The following is a 17,410-nucleotide window of genomic DNA, read 5'->3' on the forward strand; positions in this document are numbered from 1 at the left end:
TTAGGCCGCAACCACCGGTGCTTGCGGCTTGGCCACCGAGCACAGGCGAATGGAGTCAGCGAGGATTTCAATCGCCTTAGGCCGCGGGAAGCTCGCGCGCCAGGCGATGGCCACGGTGCGGAACGGCACCGGAGGTGTCAGTGGACGCACTTCGATCACGCCGGGAGCGTAGTGATGGCTGTCGACTGCCGACAGCGGCAGGATCGAGATGCCCAGGCCGGACGCAACCATGTGGCGGATGGTTTCCAGGGAGCTGGATTCCACCGTGGTGTGCTTGGCGCCGTCGTTGCCTTTGGCCAGGGTCGGGCAGGCTTCCAGCACTTGATCGCGGAAGCAGTGGCCTTCGCCGAGCAGCAGCAGGCTCTTGTCGTTGAGCAGGGCGGCGTCGATGGATTCTTTTTGGGTCCACGGGTGCTGGGCCGGCATCAGGACGTAGAACGGCTCGTCGTAGAGCTGCAAAGTCAGCACGTCGGCTTCGTTGAACGGCAGGGCGATGATGATCGCGTCGAGCTCGCCGTTGCGCAGTTTGTCGCGCAGCACGTGGGTGAAGTTTTCTTCGATGTACAACGGCATCTGCGGGGCGACCCGGTGCAGTTGTGGAATCAGGTGCGGAAACAGGTACGGGCCGACGGTGTAGATCGCGCCGACTTTTAGCGGCGCGGTCAGCTGGTTCTTGCCGGCCTGGGCCAGTTCGCGGATGCCTTGGGCCTGTTCCAGGACTTTCTGCGCCTGGGCGACAATGCCTTCACCGACCGGGGTCAGGCGCACGGCACTCTTGCTGCGCTCGAAAATCAGCACACCGAGTTCGTCTTCAAGCTTTTTCACGCCCACCGACAGGGTCGGCTGGCTGACATGGCAACGCTCGGCCGCGTGGCCGAAGTGCTGCTCTTGGGCGAGGGTAACGATGTAGCGTAATTCTGTAAGAGTCATAGCAAGCGTCCATGAAGTTGCGAGCCAAGCATACCGGCTGCAATCGATAGACGCACGTTATCAGACTGAGTGTGTTGAGTGACACAGGGCAAAGCAGGTTTGCCGCTGGCGGATATGCAAAAGGCACCTTTCGGGTGCCTTTCGTAGATATCCCTGCTTTTGGAAGTCCCTGTGGGAGCGGGCTTGCTCGCGAAAGCGGTGTGTCAGTCAACATAGATGTTGAATGTGCTGGCCTCTTCGCGAGCAAGCCCGCTCCCACATGGGGATCTGCGGTGGCTTAGCGCCGGCGTTTTTCCAGCGAGTAAACAAACGGTGCAACGATTTCGATGGCGCCGTTGGTCAACATGTCAGCCGGTGGCTTGGGCAGCGGTTGGGCGCGGCGGATCATTTCCAGGGTGGCCCGGTCCAGATCGGCAGTGCCAGAGGCGCCCACCAGTTCGAACGACAACACGTTACCTTCGGCATCCACCACGAAGCGCAGGCGGTTCATGCCTTCCTTGCCCCGCGCCTGCGCACTGGCCGGGTACTTCTTGTACTTGGCCAAGTGAGCGAGCAGGGTGCCTTGCCAGCTGGCCTTGGCCGCTTGCTGCGCCGGTGATGGGCCCGGTGCCGGCTGAGCGGATTTCTCCGTTGGCGCCTGAGTCGGTTGCGCGTCGCTCGGTTTTTCCTCGGACGGCTTCTCTTTAGGCGGTTCCGGCTTTTTCTCCACAGGCTTGGGCGGTTGAGGCTTGGGCTTGGGTTTGACCGGTTTCGGCACGGCGATCTCGGCCTTCGGCACTTCAGCCAGCTTCGGTATCGGCAATTCTTCCACCGGGGCGGGTGGCTGTGGCGGCGTTATGACCTTCGGCGGTGCCGGCGGTGGCGGTGCCGGAACCGGCGCCAACTCGACCATCATCGCCTGTGGCGGCAGCTCGATCGGTGGGCGCGACGTCCAGTTCAGCGCCAGCGCAATGGCCAGCGCATGGACGCCCAGCACCACGGCCAGGCTCCCGCTATAACGCGTCAGCTTTTGGCGCGTCGTGATCATTTCTTGACTGCCGTCTCGAGTCCGACCAGACCCACCTTCAGGTAACCGGCAGAGCGCAGGTTGTCCATCACGCTCATCAGGTCGCCGTAATCCACGCCTTTATCGGCCTGGAAGAAGATCGTCGTGTCTTTCTTGCCTTTGGTCCTGGCATCGAGCGTGGCGCCGAGTGCTTCGGCCTTCACTTCGTCTTCGCCGAGGAACAGGCGTTGGTCAGCCTTGACGCTGAGGAACACCGGTTTCTCCGGCCGTGGCGCCGGTTTGGCGCTGGAAGCGGGCAGGTCGACCTTGATGTCCACGGTGGCGAGCGGGGCTGCCACCATGAAGATGATCAACAGCACCAGCATCACGTCGATGAACGGTGTGACGTTGATTTCGTGGTTCTCGGCCAGATCGTCGTCTGCGCCTTCTTTCAAATGCAAGCCCATGGCTGATTACCCTACTTTGACCATGTGCGGTTGCGTGGTGCGCTCGGCGGTCGGCAGGTGATCGAGGTCACGGCTGACCAGCAGCAGGACTTCAGCCGAAGCGTCGGACACTTGGGCCTTGTAACCCGCTATGGAGCGGGCGAAGACGTTGTAGATGACAACGGCCGGGATCGCTGCAACCAGACCCAGCGCGGTTGCCAGCAGGGCTTCGGCGATACCGGGAGCCACGACGGCGAGGTTGGTGGTCTGGGTTTTGGCGATGCCGATAAAGCTGTTCATGATGCCCCACACGGTGCCGAACAGGCCGACGAACGGCGCGGTGGAACCGATGGTGGCGAGCACGCCGGTGCCGCTGCTCATATTGCGACCGCAGGCCGCAACCAGACGCTCAAGGCGGAAGGCGACGCGTTCCTTGATGCCTTCTTTCTCGCGGCTGTTGACCGACAAACGCATCTCTTCCAGGGCGTCATGCACCAGCAAATTGGCGAGGGTGCCTTGCTTGGTGGCTGTCACACTGGCTTCTTTAAGGGTGGTGGCTTTTTTCAGGTGGACGATTTCGGTGCGCAGACGACGCTTTGCGCCCATCAGCTCGAAGCCTTTGGCGATCCAGATGGTCCAGGTGATGATCGAGGCGATGGCCAGGCCGATCATCACGATTTTCACGATGATGTCGGCGTTCTGGTACATGCCCCACGGCGACAGGTCGTGGGCCATGCCCAGGGTGTTGTCGGCTTCGAGGACTTCCGGAACGTCTTCGGCGGTGGTGTCTACGGCTTGGGCCGGGTCGGTCGCAGCCGGGGTAACATGATCAGCTGGAGTTGGAGCTGGAGCAGCAGTGGCTGCCGGAGCGGCTGGCGCTTGTGCGTCAGCGAAAGCGGCGGTCGGCGCCAGCATCAGGCTGAGCAGCAGGGCGGCCACCGCGCTCCAGGCGCGAGGTCGTTTGGTTGGCGAAGCGGGGAATTGATTGCGTGTCATGCTGGCCGGACCTGAGAGAAAAAGACGGTAAATGTTCTTCCAGGCCTCGTGAGGCCGAGAACAAAAGTGGCAGGCATTATTGCAAGTAATTCTTGTTAACAAAAGTAATAGAGTATCTTTTTTTCCTTCATTGCTAGCCGCTCGTCCATTGCCAGCGCTAGTCTGTGCCTTTCTGATGGGAGTTTTCTGATGTCCGCGCCTTCTGTTTTGATCGCCGGCTGTGGTGATGTGGGTAGTCGTCTGGCCACGCAATTGTTGGCTGGCGGATGGGAGGTTCACGGCTTGCGGCGTGATGTCTCGCGTCTGCCAAAGGGCGTGATCGGCGTTGCCGGTGACTTGTTCAATGAAGACTGTCCAGCGACCTGGCCAGTCGGTGCGGTGGATTACCTGGTGTATTGCGCGGCCGCCACCGATCACGATGAAGCCGGTTATCGCGCAGCTTATGTGCAGGGCTTGCAGCATGTTCTGGAATGGCTGAACGACTACGGGCAGGTGCCCAATCGCCTGCTGTTTGTTTCCAGCAGCAGTGTGTATGGCCAGCAGGATGGCGAGTGGGTCGATGAGACTTCGCCGACCATTGCAACAGGCTATTCGGGTCGATTGATGCTGGAGGCGGAGCAAGTGGCACTCCAAAGCGGCATCCCGGCCAGCATCGTACGTTTGACCGGCATTTACGGCCCAGGTCGCGAATCGCTGCTGACTCGGGTCCGTCGGGGTTATCGCGTGGCCATCGATCCACCGTTGTACGGCAATCGCATTCACGCCGACGATGCGGCGGGGTTGCTGGCGTGTCTGCTTGAAGCGGATCGTCGCGGCGTGGCGCTGGATGACGTCTACATTGGTGTGGACGATGCGCCTGCGCCACTGGCCGAAGTGGTGGGCTGGTTGCGTGAGTATCTGGGCGTGACCGAATGGGCCGAAGACGCGAGCGTGCGGCGCACTGGCAGCAAGCGCTGCAGCAATGCGCGGGCCAAAGCCTTGGGCTGGACACCGAAGTACCCAAGCTATCGCGAAGGTTACGCCGCCATTCTTGAAGGCCGCAGCTGACTATCAAGCACCACAAACCAAATGTGGGAGCGAGCTTGCTCGCGATGGCGGCATAACAGTCAATGATGATGTTGAATGTTACGGCCTCATCGCGAGCAAGCTCGCTCCCACATTGGTTATGCGTTGGCCTTATGGCCGGGTTATTGCTTCTCGAGCAACCACTTGCGATCACCCGGCGTGAACGATGGCATCTCGTCCGTCTGAGCGGTGTTCATGGTCTGGAAGATCTCCAGCTCTTTGCCCTTGCGCGCAAAGATCCAGGTATTGCCCTGGCCATTGAGTTGCAGCCACATGTTGTCGTTGCCGCCGCTCATCGACGCGCAATCGCCTGCCAGACACAGGGCATAGCGATCCGCCCCCGGCAGGCCGGCAACCTGGCCGTCAGCCTGGAATTGCACGGTATTGCCTTCACCGGGACCGCTGACGACTTTCCAGCTGCCGCCCATGTAGGCCGAATACAGTGCGCGTTCGAAACTGGCACCCACCGGTGCGCCGTCCGGCACCGTAACCTGCGCGCGGTCGAAGACTTGCTCCGGCTCATTGTCGCTGGCGACCTGGCTCAGTTGCTTGCCGTCACGCTTCAGCTCACTGGCGGAGCTGCCATAAAAGTCGACCTTCCAGGCGCCGGACGCTTCGCCCAGCAACTTGCCGTCGACATTTTCAAAACCATTGGTGTAGCGGGCCTGACCAGCCTTGGTGTTGACGTCCCATTCCAGGTTCGGGCCATAGGCCTGGAGCGCTTCGCGCAGGGGGCCGCCTTTGGCTGCAGCATCGATCGCCACCTGATTGATCCAGGTGCCGCTGATGTCACGGTCGGCAGGGTTGCTGGCACAACCGCCCAAGAGTAGGGCGACCAGCGAGAGAGCTAGCGCTTTGCGCATGGTGGAATCCTTTCAGAACCCTTTCTTTACAAGATCGGTCAGCGCAGCCCTTTAAAGGCTGCGCCGTACGCATTTACTCGATGACCAGAATGGCATCCATCTCAACCTGCGAACCCTTTGGCAGGGCCGCTACGCCGATGGCGGCGCGGGCAGGGTAAGGCTGGTCAAAGTACTTGCCCATGATCTCGTTGACCTTGGCGAAGTGGCTCAGGTCGGTGAGGAAGATGTTCAGTTTGACGATGTCCTTGAACGAACCGCCAGCAGCTTCAGCCACGGCTTTGAGGTTCTCGAACACCTGGACGGTCTGGGCTTCGAAGCCTTCAACCAGTTCCATGGTTTTTGGGTCCAGAGGAATCTGGCCCGACATGTAAACGGTGTTGCCAGCCTTGATCGCCTGGGAGTAAGTACCGATGGCGGCCGGGGCCTTGTCGCTGGTGATAACTGTTTTGGTCATGAATGACTCCTTGTAATGAGTGGCTTACGCACGCATGCGAGTGATGCGAATCACCCCGGTCAGGGCGCGCAGTTTCTTGATCACGCGGGCCAGGTGCACGCGGTCGTGCACGCTGACCACCAGTTGGACCACGCTGATGCGACCATCGCGTTCGTCCATGCTGATTTTTTCGATATTGCCGTCGGCCGCGTTGACGCTGCTGGCCAGCAGAGCGATCAGGCCGCGCTGGTGTTCCAGCTCGACGCGCAGTTCGACATTGAATTCGCCGGTGACATCCTTGGCCCATGAGAGCTGGATGCATTTTTCCGGGTTGTGGCGGATTTCGCTGATGTTGCGGCAGTTGTCCAGGTGCACGACCATGCCTTTGCCCGCGGACAGGTGGCCGACAATCGGGTCACCCGGGATCGGCGTGCAGCACTTGGCGTAACTGAGTACCAGGCCCTCGGTGCCGCGAATCGCCAGCGGGCCTTCCGCGCTCGGCAGCTGTTCGCCTTCACCAAGCAGTCGGCGGGCGACCACATAAGCCATGCGATTGCCCAGGCCGATGTCTTCGAGCAGGTCTTCGATCAGTTCCAGGCGGTACTCGGTGAGCATCGCCTTGACGCGCTCGGCTGCTACTTTCTCCAGCGAGCTGTCGAAACCGTTGAGGACTTTATTCAGCAGGCGCTCGCCGAGGCTGATGGATTCGGAGCGGCGTTGCAGTTTCAGCGCATGGCGGATGTGGGTCCGCGCCTTGCCGGTGACCACGAAGTTGAGCCACGCCGGATTCGGTCGTGCCCCGGGGGCGCTGACGATCTCGACCGTGGAGCCGCTTTGCAGCGGTTCGGACAGCGGTGCGAGACGACGATTGATCCGACAGGCAATGCAGCTGTTGCCCACGTCGGTGTGTACCGCGTAAGCGAAGTCGACGGCCGTGGAGCCTTTGGGCAGCTCCATGATCCGGCCTTTGGGCGTGAACACGTAGACCTCGTCCGGGAACAGGTCGATCTTCACGCTCTCGATGAATTCCAGCGAGTTGCCAGCCCGTTGCTGCATCTCCAGCACGCCTTTGACCCACTGACGGGCGCGAGCGTGAGTGCCTTTTGGCTGCTCGTCACCACTGGATTTGTACAGCCAATGGGCGGCGATGCCGTTGTTGGCCATCTCTTCCATTTCACGGGTGCGGATCTGAATTTCGATCGGAACACCGTGCATGCCGAACAGCGTGGTGTGCAGCGACTGGTAGCCGTTGGCCTTGGGGATCGCGATGTAATCCTTGAAGCGCCCCGGCAACGGTTTGTACAAATTATGCACAGCACCCAGCACGCGGTAGCAGGTATCGACCTTGTCGACGATGATCCGGAACGCGTAGACGTCCATGATCTCGTTGAAGGCCCGACGCTTGCCGCGCATTTTCTTGTAGATGCCGTAGAGGTGTTTCTGGCGACCGCTGACTTCGCCCTGGATTTCGTCGATGGCCAGGCAGTGGCTGAGGGACTCTTCGATCTTGTTGACGATTTCCTTGCGATTGCCCCGGGCGCGTTTGACCGCCTGGTTGATCCGTGCGGAACGCATCGGGTGCATCGCCTTGAAGCCGAGGTCTTCGAATTCTATGCGGATGGCGTGCATGCCCAGCCGGTTGGCGATGGGCGCATAGATTTCCAGGGTTTCCTTGGCGATCCGTCGGCGTTTTTCGCCGGACAAGACTTCCAGGGTCCGCATGTTGTGCAGGCGGTCAGCCAGTTTGACCAGGATCACGCGAATGTCGCGGGCCATGGCCATGGCCATTTTCTGGAAGTTTTCGGCCTGGGCTTCGGCCTTGGTCTCGAAGTTCATCTGGGTCAGTTTGCTGACCCCGTCGACCAGTTCGGCCACGGTTTCACCGAATTGCGCTTGCAGCGCTTCCTTGGCAATACCGGTGTCTTCGATCACGTCATGCAGCATCGCAGCCATCAGGCTCTGATGGTCCATGTGCATGTCGGCAAGAATATTCGCAACCGCGAGTGGGTGCGTGACGTACGCCTCGCCGCTACGGCGGCGTTGGCCGTCGTGGGCTTGTTCGGCGTAGAAGTACGCTCGGCGGACCAGGTTGACCTGGTCCTTGCCGAGGTAGGTCGATAAGCGATCGGCGAGGGCGTCTATGCTCGGCATGATAATTCCTGCCGTTCGCTGTGACCCCGCGCCGTGCTACGTCGACCAGGCATGGCTTAGACTGCCTCGTTGGACTCGTCCTCGAACGCTGCGAACAGCGGTTCGTCTTCGACGATTTCAGCGTTGGCGATGAACTCGTAGCTCATCAGGCCTTCAGCGATTTCACGCAAGGCTACAACGGTAGGCTTGTCGTTTTCCCACTGAACCAGTGGCTCTTTGCCGCCGGTGGCCAGTTGACGGGCACGCTTGGTAGACAGCATGACCAGCTCAAAGCGGTTTTCCACGTGGTTTAGGCAATCTTCAACGGTTACGCGGGCCATGGTATTCCTCGGAGCGAATGCAATATGCGCGCTGCCCGGTTGGGCGAGCGGACTCAACAGTTTAAAAAATCACCAGCGATTAGGGAAGCGCTGATTTTTTGACCAAGCCCTTCAACGCGCTGCAAGTGCCAATGTAAAGCCCTTGCAGCAGTTTTGGGAAGAGCTGTTTAGCCGAGCAATTCAGCCAAAAGTTTTCCGTTACGTTGCTGCTGACGCTTCTGATGCAGCTGGTTTGCACGGAAAATCGCCTGCAAATCGCGCAGTGCGTGGGCGAAATCGTCGTTGATGATCAGGTAATCGTAGTCGACGTAGTGGCTCATTTCGCTGACGGCTTCGCGCATCCGGCCTTCGATGATCTCGTCGCTGTCCTGGCCACGATTGGTCAGGCGCTGGTGCAAGGCTTGCAGAGACGGCGGCAGAATGAAGATCGAACGAGCCTGGGGCATCAACTTGCGCACTTGTTCGGCGCCTTGCCAGTCGATTTCCAGAATCAGGTCGTGGCCTTCGTCCAGGGTCTGCTGCAGGAGGCTTTGCGAAGTGCCGTAGAGATTGCCGAACACTTCGGCGCGCTCGAGGAAATCCCCATGCTCGATCATCTTCACGAACTCGCTGCGTTCGACGAAGTGATAGTTCACGCCGTTCACTTCACCGGGGCGCATGGCGCGGGTGGTGTGGGAGACGGAGACGCGGATCTCCTGATCAGCGTCGGTCAGGGCCTTGACCAGGCTGCTCTTGCCCGCGCCCGAAGGTGCGGAAATGATGTACAGGGTGCCGGTGCTGTGGGTCATGTCAGGGTTGCCTTACTCAATATTCTGCACTTGTTCGCGCATCTGCTCGATCAACACTTTGAGGTTGACCGCCGCCTGGGTGCTGCGCGGGTCGAAGGCTTTGGAGCCCAGTGTGTTCGCTTCGCGGTTGAGCTCCTGCATCAGGAAGTCCAGGCGCCGACCGGCAGCGCCGCCGGATTTGAGCACCCGGCGAACTTCGATGATGTGAGTGCTCAGGCGATCCAGTTCTTCGGCGACGTCGCTCTTTTGCGCGAGCATGACCATTTCCTGCTCCAGTCGCTGCGGGTCCATCTCGGCCTTCATGTCGGCAAAGCGGTCGAGCACTTTCTGGCGCTGGGTGGCGAGCATCTGCGGGACCAGTTCACGCAGGGTCACCACGTCTTCTTCAATAGAGGTCAGGCGATCATTGATCAACCGTGCCAGCTCCGCGCCTTCGCGCTCGCGGCCGGCCTTGAGTTCTTTCAGGCCTTCGTTGAACAGCGCCAGTGCTTCTGCATTCAAGGCTTGCGGGTCGGTCGCATCGCCCACCAGCACGCCGGGCCAGGCCAGGACTTCCAGCGGGTTCAGCGCGGCCGGATTTTTGATCAGGCCGGCGATGGTCTCGGCGGCGGCGACCAATTGCGCGGCGCGCTCGCGGTCCACTTGCAGTGGTTTGTCGGTATTTTCTTCGGTGAAGCGCAGGGTGCATTCGAGCTTGCCCCGGGAGATTCCCTGGCGCAGTGCTTCGCGGACCGCGCCTTCGAGGTCGCGAAAGGACTCAGGCAGGCGCAAATGCGGCTCCAGGTAGCGGCTGTTGACCGAGCGCAGTTCCCAGCTCAGGGTGCCTTGGGCGCCGGCTTTTTCGACGCGGGCAAAGGCGGTCATGCTGTGCACCATGGAGGTACCTCGCAATGCAGGTTCATACGTTACCAAAGGTTTCGCAGGCCTGATCTATATGAATTTAAGCCCAGAGGCAGCAAAGGCGCAGGATTGTAGCGCAGTGGGGCGAATGCGCCCAAACACACGGTGTGACAAAGGGCTGCAGGTCGTCGGCAAAGCGCTGTGCAGGGCCTTCAGTCGTCGGGGGATTTTTTTAGAAGTGCCCACTCGTGGCCCTGCGGCTCTATAATGCTCCGCAGTTTTCCGTCCCCCGTACAGGTATTCCCTATGAAACGTCCAAGTGGTCGCGCTGCCGATCAGCTCCGCTCGATCCGCATTACCCGCAACTACACCAAACACGCCGAGGGATCTGTACTGGTCGAGTTCGGTGATACCAAAGTCATCTGCACCGTCAGCGTCGAAAACGGCGTGCCGCGTTTCCTCAAAGGTCAGGGCCAAGGCTGGTTGACCGCCGAATACGGCATGCTGCCGCGCGCCACTGGCGAGCGTAACCAGCGTGAAGCGAGCCGCGGCAAACAAGGCGGGCGCACCCTGGAAATCCAGCGTCTGATCGGTCGTTCCCTGCGCGCTTCGCTGGACATGTCCAAGCTGGGCGACGTCACCCTGTACGTCGACTGCGACGTGATCCAGGCTGACGGCGGCACCCGCACCGCGTCCATCACCGGCGCCATGGTTGCACTGGTCGATGCCTTGAAAGTGATCAAGAAGCGCGGCGGCCTGAAAGGCGGCGACCCGCTGAAGCAAATGATCGCTGCCGTATCGGTGGGCATGTACCAGGGCGAGCCGGTGCTCGACCTCGACTACCTGGAAGACTCGGCTGCCGAGACTGACCTGAACGTGGTGATGACCAGCACTGGCGGTTTCATCGAAGTCCAGGGCACTGCCGAAGGCGCTCCGTTCCAGCCGGAAGAACTGAACGCTATGCTTGAGTTGGCGAAGAAAGGCATGTCCGAAATCTTCGAGCTGCAAAAGGCTGCACTGGCCGACTGATCGGATCTGCTCCAACCAAGGAGGACGCCATGAGTGACGAGCAACAGCTGCTTCCCACCCCGAGCAAAGAGGTTCGGCAGTGGGCGATGTTTTGTCACCTGTCCGCCTTGCTGGGGATCTGGGTTCCGTTCGGTACGCTGATCGGCCCGCTGATTCTCTGGCAGATGAAGCGCGAGATGGACCCGTTTGTTGATGCTCAAGGCAAGGAGGCGCTGAACTTTCAGATCACCGTCGCCATTGCCTCCGCCATCTGCTTGCTGCTGATGGTGGTGATCGTCGGGTTCTTCCTGTTCGGTCTGTTGGCGATCGGTGCGCTGGTGCTGACAATCATTGCGGGCGTGAAGGCTAATGAGGGGTTCCCCTATCGTTACCCATTCACCTGGCGGTTGATCAAATAAACGTCGACACAGATCTCTATGTGGGAGCGGGCTTGCTCGCGAAAGCGGTGGGTCAGTCAACTTCAATGTTGAATGTTCAACCGCTTTCGCGAGCAAGCCCGCTCCCACATTGGAAAGTCAGCGCGCACAAAAAAGCCGACAGTTGATGTCGGCTTTTTTGTGTCTGCGAAAAGACGCTTAGATGGTCAGCGTCCAGTCGTAGTCCACGATCAGCGGTGCGTGCTGCGAGAACCGTGGCTGACGTGGCAAGCGTGCGCTACGTACGAAGCGACGCAGGCCCGGAGTCAGCAACTGATAGTCGAAACGCCAACCGAGGTTGAGCATTTCAGCCTGTTCGTTATCCGGCCACCAGCTGTACTGGTCACCTTCACGGCTGACTTCACGCAGGGCATCGACATAGCCCATGTTGCCGACAATCTCGTCCATCCAGGCACGTTCAGGTGCCAGGAAGCCCGGGGATTGCTGGCTGTCACGCCAGTTCTTGATATCCAGCTTCTGTTGCGCCACGTACAGCGAGCCACAGTAAATGTACTCGCGACGTTTGCGTCGCTGTTTATCCAGATAACGGGCGAAATCGTCCATTAGCTTGAACTTCTGGTTCAAGTCTTCATCGCCGTTCTGCCCCGAAGGGAGCAGTAAGGTCGCGATGCTGACCTTGTCGAAATCTGCTTGCAGGTAACGCCCGTAGCGGTCGGCCGTCTCGAAGCCGAGACCGCTGATGACTGCCTTCGGTTGCAGCCGCGAATACAAAGCCACGCCACCTTGGGCGGGAACTTCGGCTTCGCAGGCATAAAGGAAGTAGCCATCCAGTTGGAAAGCTGGATCGTCCAGTTCAAAGGCGGAGGCGCGGGTGTCCTGCAGGCAGATGACGTCGGCATTCTGTGCTTGCAGCCAACTGAGCAAACCTCGCTCCACTGCAGCCTGAATACCATTGACGTTCACACTGATGATCCGCATAAATGGCCCCAAAAATCGCGTGCGTGTATGATACACGGCGTCAACCTAATTAGCTAAATCCGTGGTATTTGGGGTTTTTTTCATGCAAGCGTATCAGCGCGATTTCATTCGTTTTGCCATCGATCGCGGCGTTTTGCGCTTCGGCGAGTTCACCCTGAAGTCCGGGCGCACCAGTCCTTACTTCTTTAATGCAGGCCTTTTCAACTCGGGTTCGGCCCTTGCGCAGCTGGGTCGTTTCTACGCGGCGGCCATCGTCGAGAGCGGTATTTCGTTCGACGTGTTGTTCGGTCCGGCCTACAAAGGCATCCCTTTGGCGGCGACCACCGCAGTGGCCCTGGCCGAACATCATGGCCGCGACCTGCCGTGGTGCTTCAACCGCAAGGAAGCCAAGGCTCACGGCGAAGGTGGCAGCCTGGTCGGCGCACCGTTGACCGGCGACGTGCTGATCATCGACGACGTGATCACCGCTGGCACTGCCATCCGTGAAGTGATGCAGATCATCGCTTCCCAGGACGGCGCCAAGGCTGCGGGCGTGCTCATCGCCCTGAACCGTCAGGAGCGTGGCAACGGCGAGTTGTCGGCCATCCAGGAAGTGGAGCGTGACTTCGGCATCCCGGTGATCAGCATTGTTTCGTTGAACCAGGTGCTCGAATTCCTGGCAGATGATCCGCAGCTCAAGCAACACCTGCCGGCGGTTGAAGCCTACCGCGCGCAGTTCGGCGTCTGACCATAATCCCACAGGGTTGTGCAGGCCAAAAACCCCCCGCTCAGTCGGCCTGAGCGAGGTCTTTTTTTTTGCCGTCAGCGAAGCCTGCGCCATTTACCTATCAGCTTTAGCGCCGCCCCGAGGTTGAACAACGCAAACACCATCAGTGCAAACACAACCATCACGTAAAGCGTGCGATCCACGTCAAAGTCCCAAAGATTCAGCGTGCTGCTGCCCATGATTTTCACGGCGGCAGGTAAGTTGACGTAAAACAGCGCCAGGAAGGCGCTGGTCAGAGGGAGGGCGCAGGCGAACAAAACGTTCGTTACCTTTTTTCGGCTACGTTTTCTGGCGAGCGGGCCAGATTGGCTTTCATCCAGCTCCAGTGCTTCATGCAGCCTCGGCCACGCCAGGTTGAACATGAAGGTGGTCAAGGTCAGCAGCAATCCACTGACCGCCACGATGTCACTGAACGGCATTGATCCCCAGCGTTGCGCAGAGCAAGTCGTGGGAATCCTCGCTGATCTCGAACTGCCCGGCGCTGCCTTTACGTTTTGTGATGGGTTTGAAGGTCGGTTCGTTCTGTGTGATCAGCATGTTCAGCTCATCACGAATGACGTCCGAACTGATCACCACCAGGTACACCGTCTGCGCATGTTCCGCAGACTCGATCACGGCTCGCATGCTGTGCTGCAGAATATCGTCCAGCTGATTGCGAAAGCGCGAAACCGTGTTTTTCAGCAGGGTTTTGCTTTGGCTCTGGGTCAGCTGAAAAATCGTCGATATCTGAGATTCGGTCGGCAATGTCTGCCCGAAGTAGCTTTGAATCAGATACAGCAAGCGGTCCTGTTTCGCTTCATCGGCCCGACTCGGCATTCCTCCTTCTACCAGCATTTTCAAGTATTCGGTCAGGCTCGCCTTGGCGATTCGCTGCAGGGCGTGGGCGATTTCGTGGTCGGAGATCCTCAAGGTCTTTTTGACCGGCTCCCTTTGCTCGAGGTCGAATACCTGGGCGTCGATCGTGAACGAGATCTGCATGGTTCAGACCCCCGTGATTACTTGGAAGGCTTGTTTGGATACGGATCTGCCACGGCGTCACCTTGGCCGGTCAGGATATTCCAGCCATTAAGTACGTGGGTGCTTGGTTTGAAGTCTGGACACGGCGGAAGCGAAGTCTTTGACTGATTGGTGTATTCGCGCCCGCAGTCTGCGCACTCGTAAGTGCCTGCTGAAACATCACTGCCGTAGGGGACGTGGTCTTTTTGCATGGGGAAGATCTCCTGTGGATACAGGGAAGATCCTATGCGGACTTGTGCTGGCTGGATGTCGGACGTTTCGCTTAATCAGGTCAGGCATTTCCTGCGCGCATAAAAAAGATCGCAGACTTCGTCAGCTCCTACGGAATATTCGTACATCCATAGGTGCTGCTGAAGGCTGCGATCTTTTGCGTTCTTGAATCAGTGACGCTTGCGATTGCTGATCAAGGTACCCACACCGGTGTCGGTGAAGATTTCCAGAAGAATCGCATTTGGCACCCGGCCATCGATGATCAACGAGCTACCCACGCCACCTTGCACGGCTTCCAGCGCGCAACGGATCTTCGGCAGCATGCCGCCGTAGATGGTGCCGTCGGCGATCAAGTCGTCGACTTGTTGAGTGGTCAGGCCGGTCAGGACCGTCCCCGACTTGTCCATCAGGCCGGCGATGTTGGTCAGCAGCATCAGCTTTTCAGCTTTCAGTGCTTCGGCAACTTTACCGGCCACCAGGTCGGCGTTGATGTTGTATGACTCGCCGTTGGCGCCGACACCGATTGGCGCGATCACCGGGATGAAGTCACCTTTGACCAGCAAGTTCAGCAAGTCGGTGTTGATCCCGACCACTTCGCCCACCTGCCCGATGTCGATGATTTCCGGTTGGGTCATCTCCGGCGTCTGACGGGTGACGGTGAGTTTCTTCGCACGAATCAGCTCGGCGTCTTTACCGGTCAGGCCGATGGCGCTGCCGCCATGACGGTTGATCAGGTTGACGATGTCCTTGTTCACCTGGCCGCCGAGGACCATTTCCACCACGTCCATGGTTTGCGCGTCAGTCACGCGCATGCCATCGATGAAGTGGCTCTCGATCGACAGACGCTTGAGCAGGTCGCCGATTTGCGGGCCGCCGCCGTGAACCACCACCGGGTTGATGCCGACGGCTTTCATCAGCACGATGTCGCGGGCGAAGCCGGTTTTCAGCTCCTCGCTTTCCATCGCGTTGCCGCCGTATTTGATCACCAGCGTCTTGCCGACATAGCGGCGAATGTAAGGCAGCGCTTCGGACAGGACCTTGGCGGTGTTGGCGGCGGCTTCGCGTTCGAGGGTCATTCAGGGCTCCGGGTACTTCAGAAGATCAAAACGGTAATTGGAGATCAGGTGCAACACGCTTCAACTGGACTTTGAATACGTCCTTGATGCGCTGCAGTTCAGCCTCGTCATCGGCCTCGAAGCGCAGCACCAGCACCGGTGTGGTGTTGGACGCGCGAACCAGGCCCCAGCCTTTGGCGTAGTCGACTCGCACGCCGTCGATGGTGGTCAGGTCGGCGCCTTCGCCCCACTTCGCGTCGTGCAGAGCATCAATGATGCTGAATTTGCTCTCTTCGGTCACATGGATATTGATTTCCGGCGTAGAAATATCGTTCGGGAAGGTCGCAAACAGCTCTTCCGCGTTGGATTTTTCTTTGCTGAGGATCTCCAGCAGACGAGCGGCGCTGTAAATGCCGTCGTCGAAACCGAACCAGCGCTCCTTGAAGAAGATGTGCCCACTCATTTCGCCGGCCAACAGGGCGCCGGTTTGTTTCATTTTCTTTTTGATCAACGAGTGGCCGGTCTTCCACATTAGCGGACGGCCGCCGTATTCCTTGATCAGCGGCGTCAGACGACGGGTGCATTTGACGTCGAAGATGATTTCCGCGTCAGCGTTGCGCGCCAGTACGTCACGGGCGAACAGCATCAGCAGGCGGTCCGGGTAAACAATGCTGCCGGTGTTGGTCACCACGCCGACGCGGTCGCCGTCGCCGTCGAAAGCCAGGCCCAGGTCAGCGTTGGTTTCCTTGACCTTGGCGATCAGGTCCACGAGGTTTTCAGGCTTGCCCGGGTCCGGGTGGTGATTCGGGAAGTTGCCGTCGACGTCGCAGAACAGCGGGATGACTTCGCAGTTCAGGGCTTCGATCAGTTGCGGGGCAATCACGCCGGCCGCGCCGTTGCCGCAGTCGACCACGACTTTGAGGCGGCGAGCCAGTTTGATGTCCTGGACGATTTCGGTGTTGTAGCGGTCGAGGATCTCGACCTGGGTGATGCTGCCCTTGCCGCTGCTCAGGTTGTTGGTCTTGAGGCGTTCGTGCAGGGCCTGGATCTGCTCATTGGCCAAAGTGTCGCCAGCGATGACGATCTTGAAGCCGTTGTAGTTCGACGGGTTGTGGCTGCCGGTGAGCATCACGCCGGATTTGCCGGCCAGCACGTTGGCGGCGTAGTACAACGCAGGCGTTGGCACCAGGCCGACGTCGCTGACGTGGCAACCGCTGTCGGCGAGGCCTTTGATCAGTTGTTCGACCAGTTCTGGACCGGACAGGCGACCGTCACGGCCGACGGACACATTGGGTTCGTCCTGGGCCAGGCTCTGGGAGCCGATGGCGCGACCGAGCCAATAAGCGGTTTCAGCGTTCAAGAATTCCGGGACGGTGCCGCGAATATCGTAGGCGCGGAAGATGCTGTCGGGGAACTTGGGTGCGACTTGGGCTGGGGTGCTCATCTGTAGAAATGCTCCATCTCGAAAGTGGCTGGACCTGCCGCGAAGAACTCGTCGGCCGGCTCAAACTGAAGGGTATGACGGCGTTTTTCACTGAGAGTTCGTGGTGCGTAAAGGCCATGACCCCGGCATCAGCGTGTAATGGAACCGCCAATACCTTGATTTTCAGTGATAAACCTTCCAGATGACGTCTGTGCAATTCAGTGCAAAACCTGTGGGAGCGAGCAATCGAGCGTCGACCGGCTGCTCCCACAAAGTCATCAATGGCTGCCGGAGTGGCCGAACCCGCCCGTGCCGCGCTGGGTTTCGACGAACTCTTCGACCATCTCGAAATGCGCTTGAACCACCGGTACCAGCACCAACTGGGCCAAACGTTCGCCAACGACCATGGTGAATTCGGTCTGGCCACGGTTCCAGCACGACACCATCAACGGTCCTTGATAATCGGAGTCGATCAGGCCGACCAGGTTGCCCAGCACGATGCCGTGCTTATGGCCCAGGCCGGAGCGCGGGAGAATCAGCGCTGCCAAACCCGGATCGCCAATGTAGACAGACAGGCCTGTCGGGATCAGCAGGGTTTCGCCCGGCTTGATGACGGTGTCTTTTTCCAGCATGGCGCGCAGGTCGAGGCCGGCGGAGCCTGGCGTGGCGTACTGCGGCAGCGGGAATTCGGTACCGATGCGAGGGTCGAGGATCTTGGCTTGCAAAGCGTGCATGTAA

General features: G+C 59.4%; 20 protein-coding genes and 1 pseudogene. 4 read left to right on the plus strand and 17 right to left on the minus strand.

The annotated features are described in order from the left end of the window. The 4 genes from ASC74_RS01235 to exbB all read right to left on the minus strand — a co-directional run bounded on the left by ASC74_RS01235 (position 1) and on the right by exbB (position 3,357). Positions 1-930, minus strand: a complete 930-nt coding sequence (locus ASC74_RS01235; RefSeq protein ID WP_008150125.1) for a hydrogen peroxide-inducible genes activator — start codon at positions 928-930, stop codon at positions 1-3. Between the two features lie 277 nt (positions 931-1,207). Next, a complete protein-coding gene (locus tag ASC74_RS01240) occupies positions 1,208-1,957 on the minus strand; it encodes a TonB family protein (protein WP_056738662.1) in 750 nt (249 codons plus the stop codon). Next, positions 1,954-2,382 (minus strand): TonB system transport protein ExbD, encoded by a 429-nt coding sequence (gene exbD, locus ASC74_RS01245; protein WP_008150131.1) that lies wholly within the window; start codon positions 2,380-2,382, stop codon positions 1,954-1,956. Before exbD ends, ASC74_RS01240 begins: the two co-directional genes overlap by 4 nt. A 6-nt stretch (positions 2,383-2,388) precedes the next feature. Continuing rightward, positions 2,389-3,357 carry a tonB-system energizer ExbB gene (exbB, locus tag ASC74_RS01250; protein WP_056738664.1) on the minus strand — a complete coding sequence of 323 codons (969 nt, stop codon included), beginning with the start codon at positions 3,355-3,357 and terminating at the stop codon, positions 2,389-2,391. 189 nt (positions 3,358-3,546) lie between these two features. Between exbB and ASC74_RS01255 the strand changes: the two genes are divergently transcribed. Further along, the gene (locus tag ASC74_RS01255) at positions 3,547-4,404 is read left to right on the plus strand and encodes an SDR family oxidoreductase (protein WP_056738666.1); all 858 of its coding nucleotides are present in this window, start codon (positions 3,547-3,549) and stop codon (positions 4,402-4,404) included. A 140-nt stretch (positions 4,405-4,544) separates the two neighbouring features. On the opposite strand, the gene ASC74_RS01260 is transcribed toward ASC74_RS01255, so the two are convergent. The 6 genes from ASC74_RS01260 to ASC74_RS01285 all read right to left on the minus strand — a co-directional run bounded on the left by ASC74_RS01260 (position 4,545) and on the right by ASC74_RS01285 (position 9,853). After that, entirely contained in the window at positions 4,545-5,285 is a 741-nt protein-coding gene (locus tag ASC74_RS01260; RefSeq protein WP_056738668.1) for a hypothetical protein, read from the minus strand. 73 nt (positions 5,286-5,358) lie between these two features. Beyond that, complete coding sequence (locus tag ASC74_RS01265) at positions 5,359-5,739, minus strand: RidA family protein (RefSeq protein WP_003229509.1); 381 nt, start codon at positions 5,737-5,739, stop codon at positions 5,359-5,361. A 24-nt stretch (positions 5,740-5,763) separates the two neighbouring features. Then, positions 5,764-7,869, minus strand: a complete 2,106-nt coding sequence (spoT, locus tag ASC74_RS01270; RefSeq protein WP_008150141.1) for a bifunctional GTP diphosphokinase/guanosine-3',5'-bis pyrophosphate 3'-pyrophosphohydrolase — start codon at positions 7,867-7,869, stop codon at positions 5,764-5,766. Positions 7,870-7,925: 56 nt separating this feature from the next. After that, entirely contained in the window at positions 7,926-8,189 is a 264-nt protein-coding gene (rpoZ, locus tag ASC74_RS01275) for a DNA-directed RNA polymerase subunit omega (RefSeq protein ID WP_007894670.1), read from the minus strand. Positions 8,190-8,356: 167 nt separating this feature from the next. Beyond that, complete coding sequence (gmk, locus tag ASC74_RS01280) at positions 8,357-8,977, minus strand: guanylate kinase (protein ID WP_056738669.1); 621 nt, start codon at positions 8,975-8,977, stop codon at positions 8,357-8,359. A gap of 12 nt (positions 8,978-8,989) precedes the next feature. Then, on the minus strand, positions 8,990-9,853 hold the full coding sequence (locus ASC74_RS01285; protein WP_008150145.1) for a YicC/YloC family endoribonuclease: 864 nt from the start codon (positions 9,851-9,853) through the stop codon (positions 8,990-8,992). Between the two features lie 270 nt (positions 9,854-10,123). Between ASC74_RS01285 and rph the strand changes: the two genes are divergently transcribed. Together rph and ASC74_RS01295 are read left to right on the plus strand one after the other, a co-directional pair. Then, positions 10,124-10,846: a ribonuclease PH gene (gene rph, locus ASC74_RS01290; protein WP_046045041.1), complete on the plus strand. Its 723-nt coding sequence runs from the start codon at positions 10,124-10,126 to the stop codon at positions 10,844-10,846. 29 nt (positions 10,847-10,875) lie between these two features. Further along, positions 10,876-11,244: a DUF4870 domain-containing protein gene (locus ASC74_RS01295; RefSeq protein ID WP_056738670.1), complete on the plus strand. Its 369-nt coding sequence runs from the start codon at positions 10,876-10,878 to the stop codon at positions 11,242-11,244. Positions 11,245-11,421: 177 nt separating this feature from the next. On the opposite strand, the gene ASC74_RS01300 is transcribed toward ASC74_RS01295, so the two are convergent. Further along, positions 11,422-12,201, minus strand: a complete 780-nt coding sequence (locus ASC74_RS01300) for an exodeoxyribonuclease III (protein WP_007934608.1) — start codon at positions 12,199-12,201, stop codon at positions 11,422-11,424. An 82-nt stretch (positions 12,202-12,283) separates the two neighbouring features. Between ASC74_RS01300 and pyrE the strand changes: the two genes are divergently transcribed. Continuing rightward, the gene (pyrE, locus tag ASC74_RS01305) at positions 12,284-12,928 is read left to right on the plus strand and encodes an orotate phosphoribosyltransferase (RefSeq protein WP_007894680.1); all 645 of its coding nucleotides are present in this window, start codon (positions 12,284-12,286) and stop codon (positions 12,926-12,928) included. 74 nt (positions 12,929-13,002) lie between these two features. Here pyrE and ASC74_RS01310 read toward each other — a convergent pair whose 3' ends face one another. From ASC74_RS01310 to dut, 6 genes and pseudogenes are all read right to left on the minus strand, one after another. Further along, positions 13,003-13,386, minus strand: a complete 384-nt coding sequence (locus ASC74_RS01310; RefSeq protein WP_056738672.1) for a hypothetical protein — start codon at positions 13,384-13,386, stop codon at positions 13,003-13,005. After that, positions 13,373-13,945: a hypothetical protein gene (locus ASC74_RS01315; protein WP_056738674.1), complete on the minus strand. Its 573-nt coding sequence runs from the start codon at positions 13,943-13,945 to the stop codon at positions 13,373-13,375. The genes ASC74_RS01310 and ASC74_RS01315 overlap by 14 nt, the downstream gene beginning before the upstream one ends. 17 nt (positions 13,946-13,962) lie before the next feature. Beyond that, entirely contained in the window at positions 13,963-14,175 is a 213-nt protein-coding gene (locus ASC74_RS30660) for a hypothetical protein (RefSeq protein ID WP_080932508.1), read from the minus strand. 189 nt (positions 14,176-14,364) lie between these two features. Next, positions 14,365-15,270 (minus strand): acetylglutamate kinase, encoded by a 906-nt coding sequence (gene argB, locus ASC74_RS01320; protein ID WP_008007602.1) that lies wholly within the window; start codon positions 15,268-15,270, stop codon positions 14,365-14,367. Between the two features lie 25 nt (positions 15,271-15,295). After that, a pseudogene (locus tag ASC74_RS01325) lies at positions 15,296-16,672 on the minus strand (phosphomannomutase/phosphoglucomutase); the annotation flags it as partial. A 278-nt stretch (positions 16,673-16,950) separates the two neighbouring features. Further along, the gene (gene dut, locus ASC74_RS01330; RefSeq protein ID WP_056738676.1) at positions 16,951-17,406 is read right to left on the minus strand and encodes a dUTP diphosphatase; all 456 of its coding nucleotides are present in this window, start codon (positions 17,404-17,406) and stop codon (positions 16,951-16,953) included. Between the last annotated feature and the right edge of the window lie 4 nt (positions 17,407-17,410).

Origin of the sequence: Pseudomonas sp. Root329 (genome assembly GCF_001424925.1) — a bacterium.
GTDB classification, from domain to species: Bacteria; Pseudomonadota; Gammaproteobacteria; order Pseudomonadales; family Pseudomonadaceae; genus Aquipseudomonas; species Aquipseudomonas arabinosi.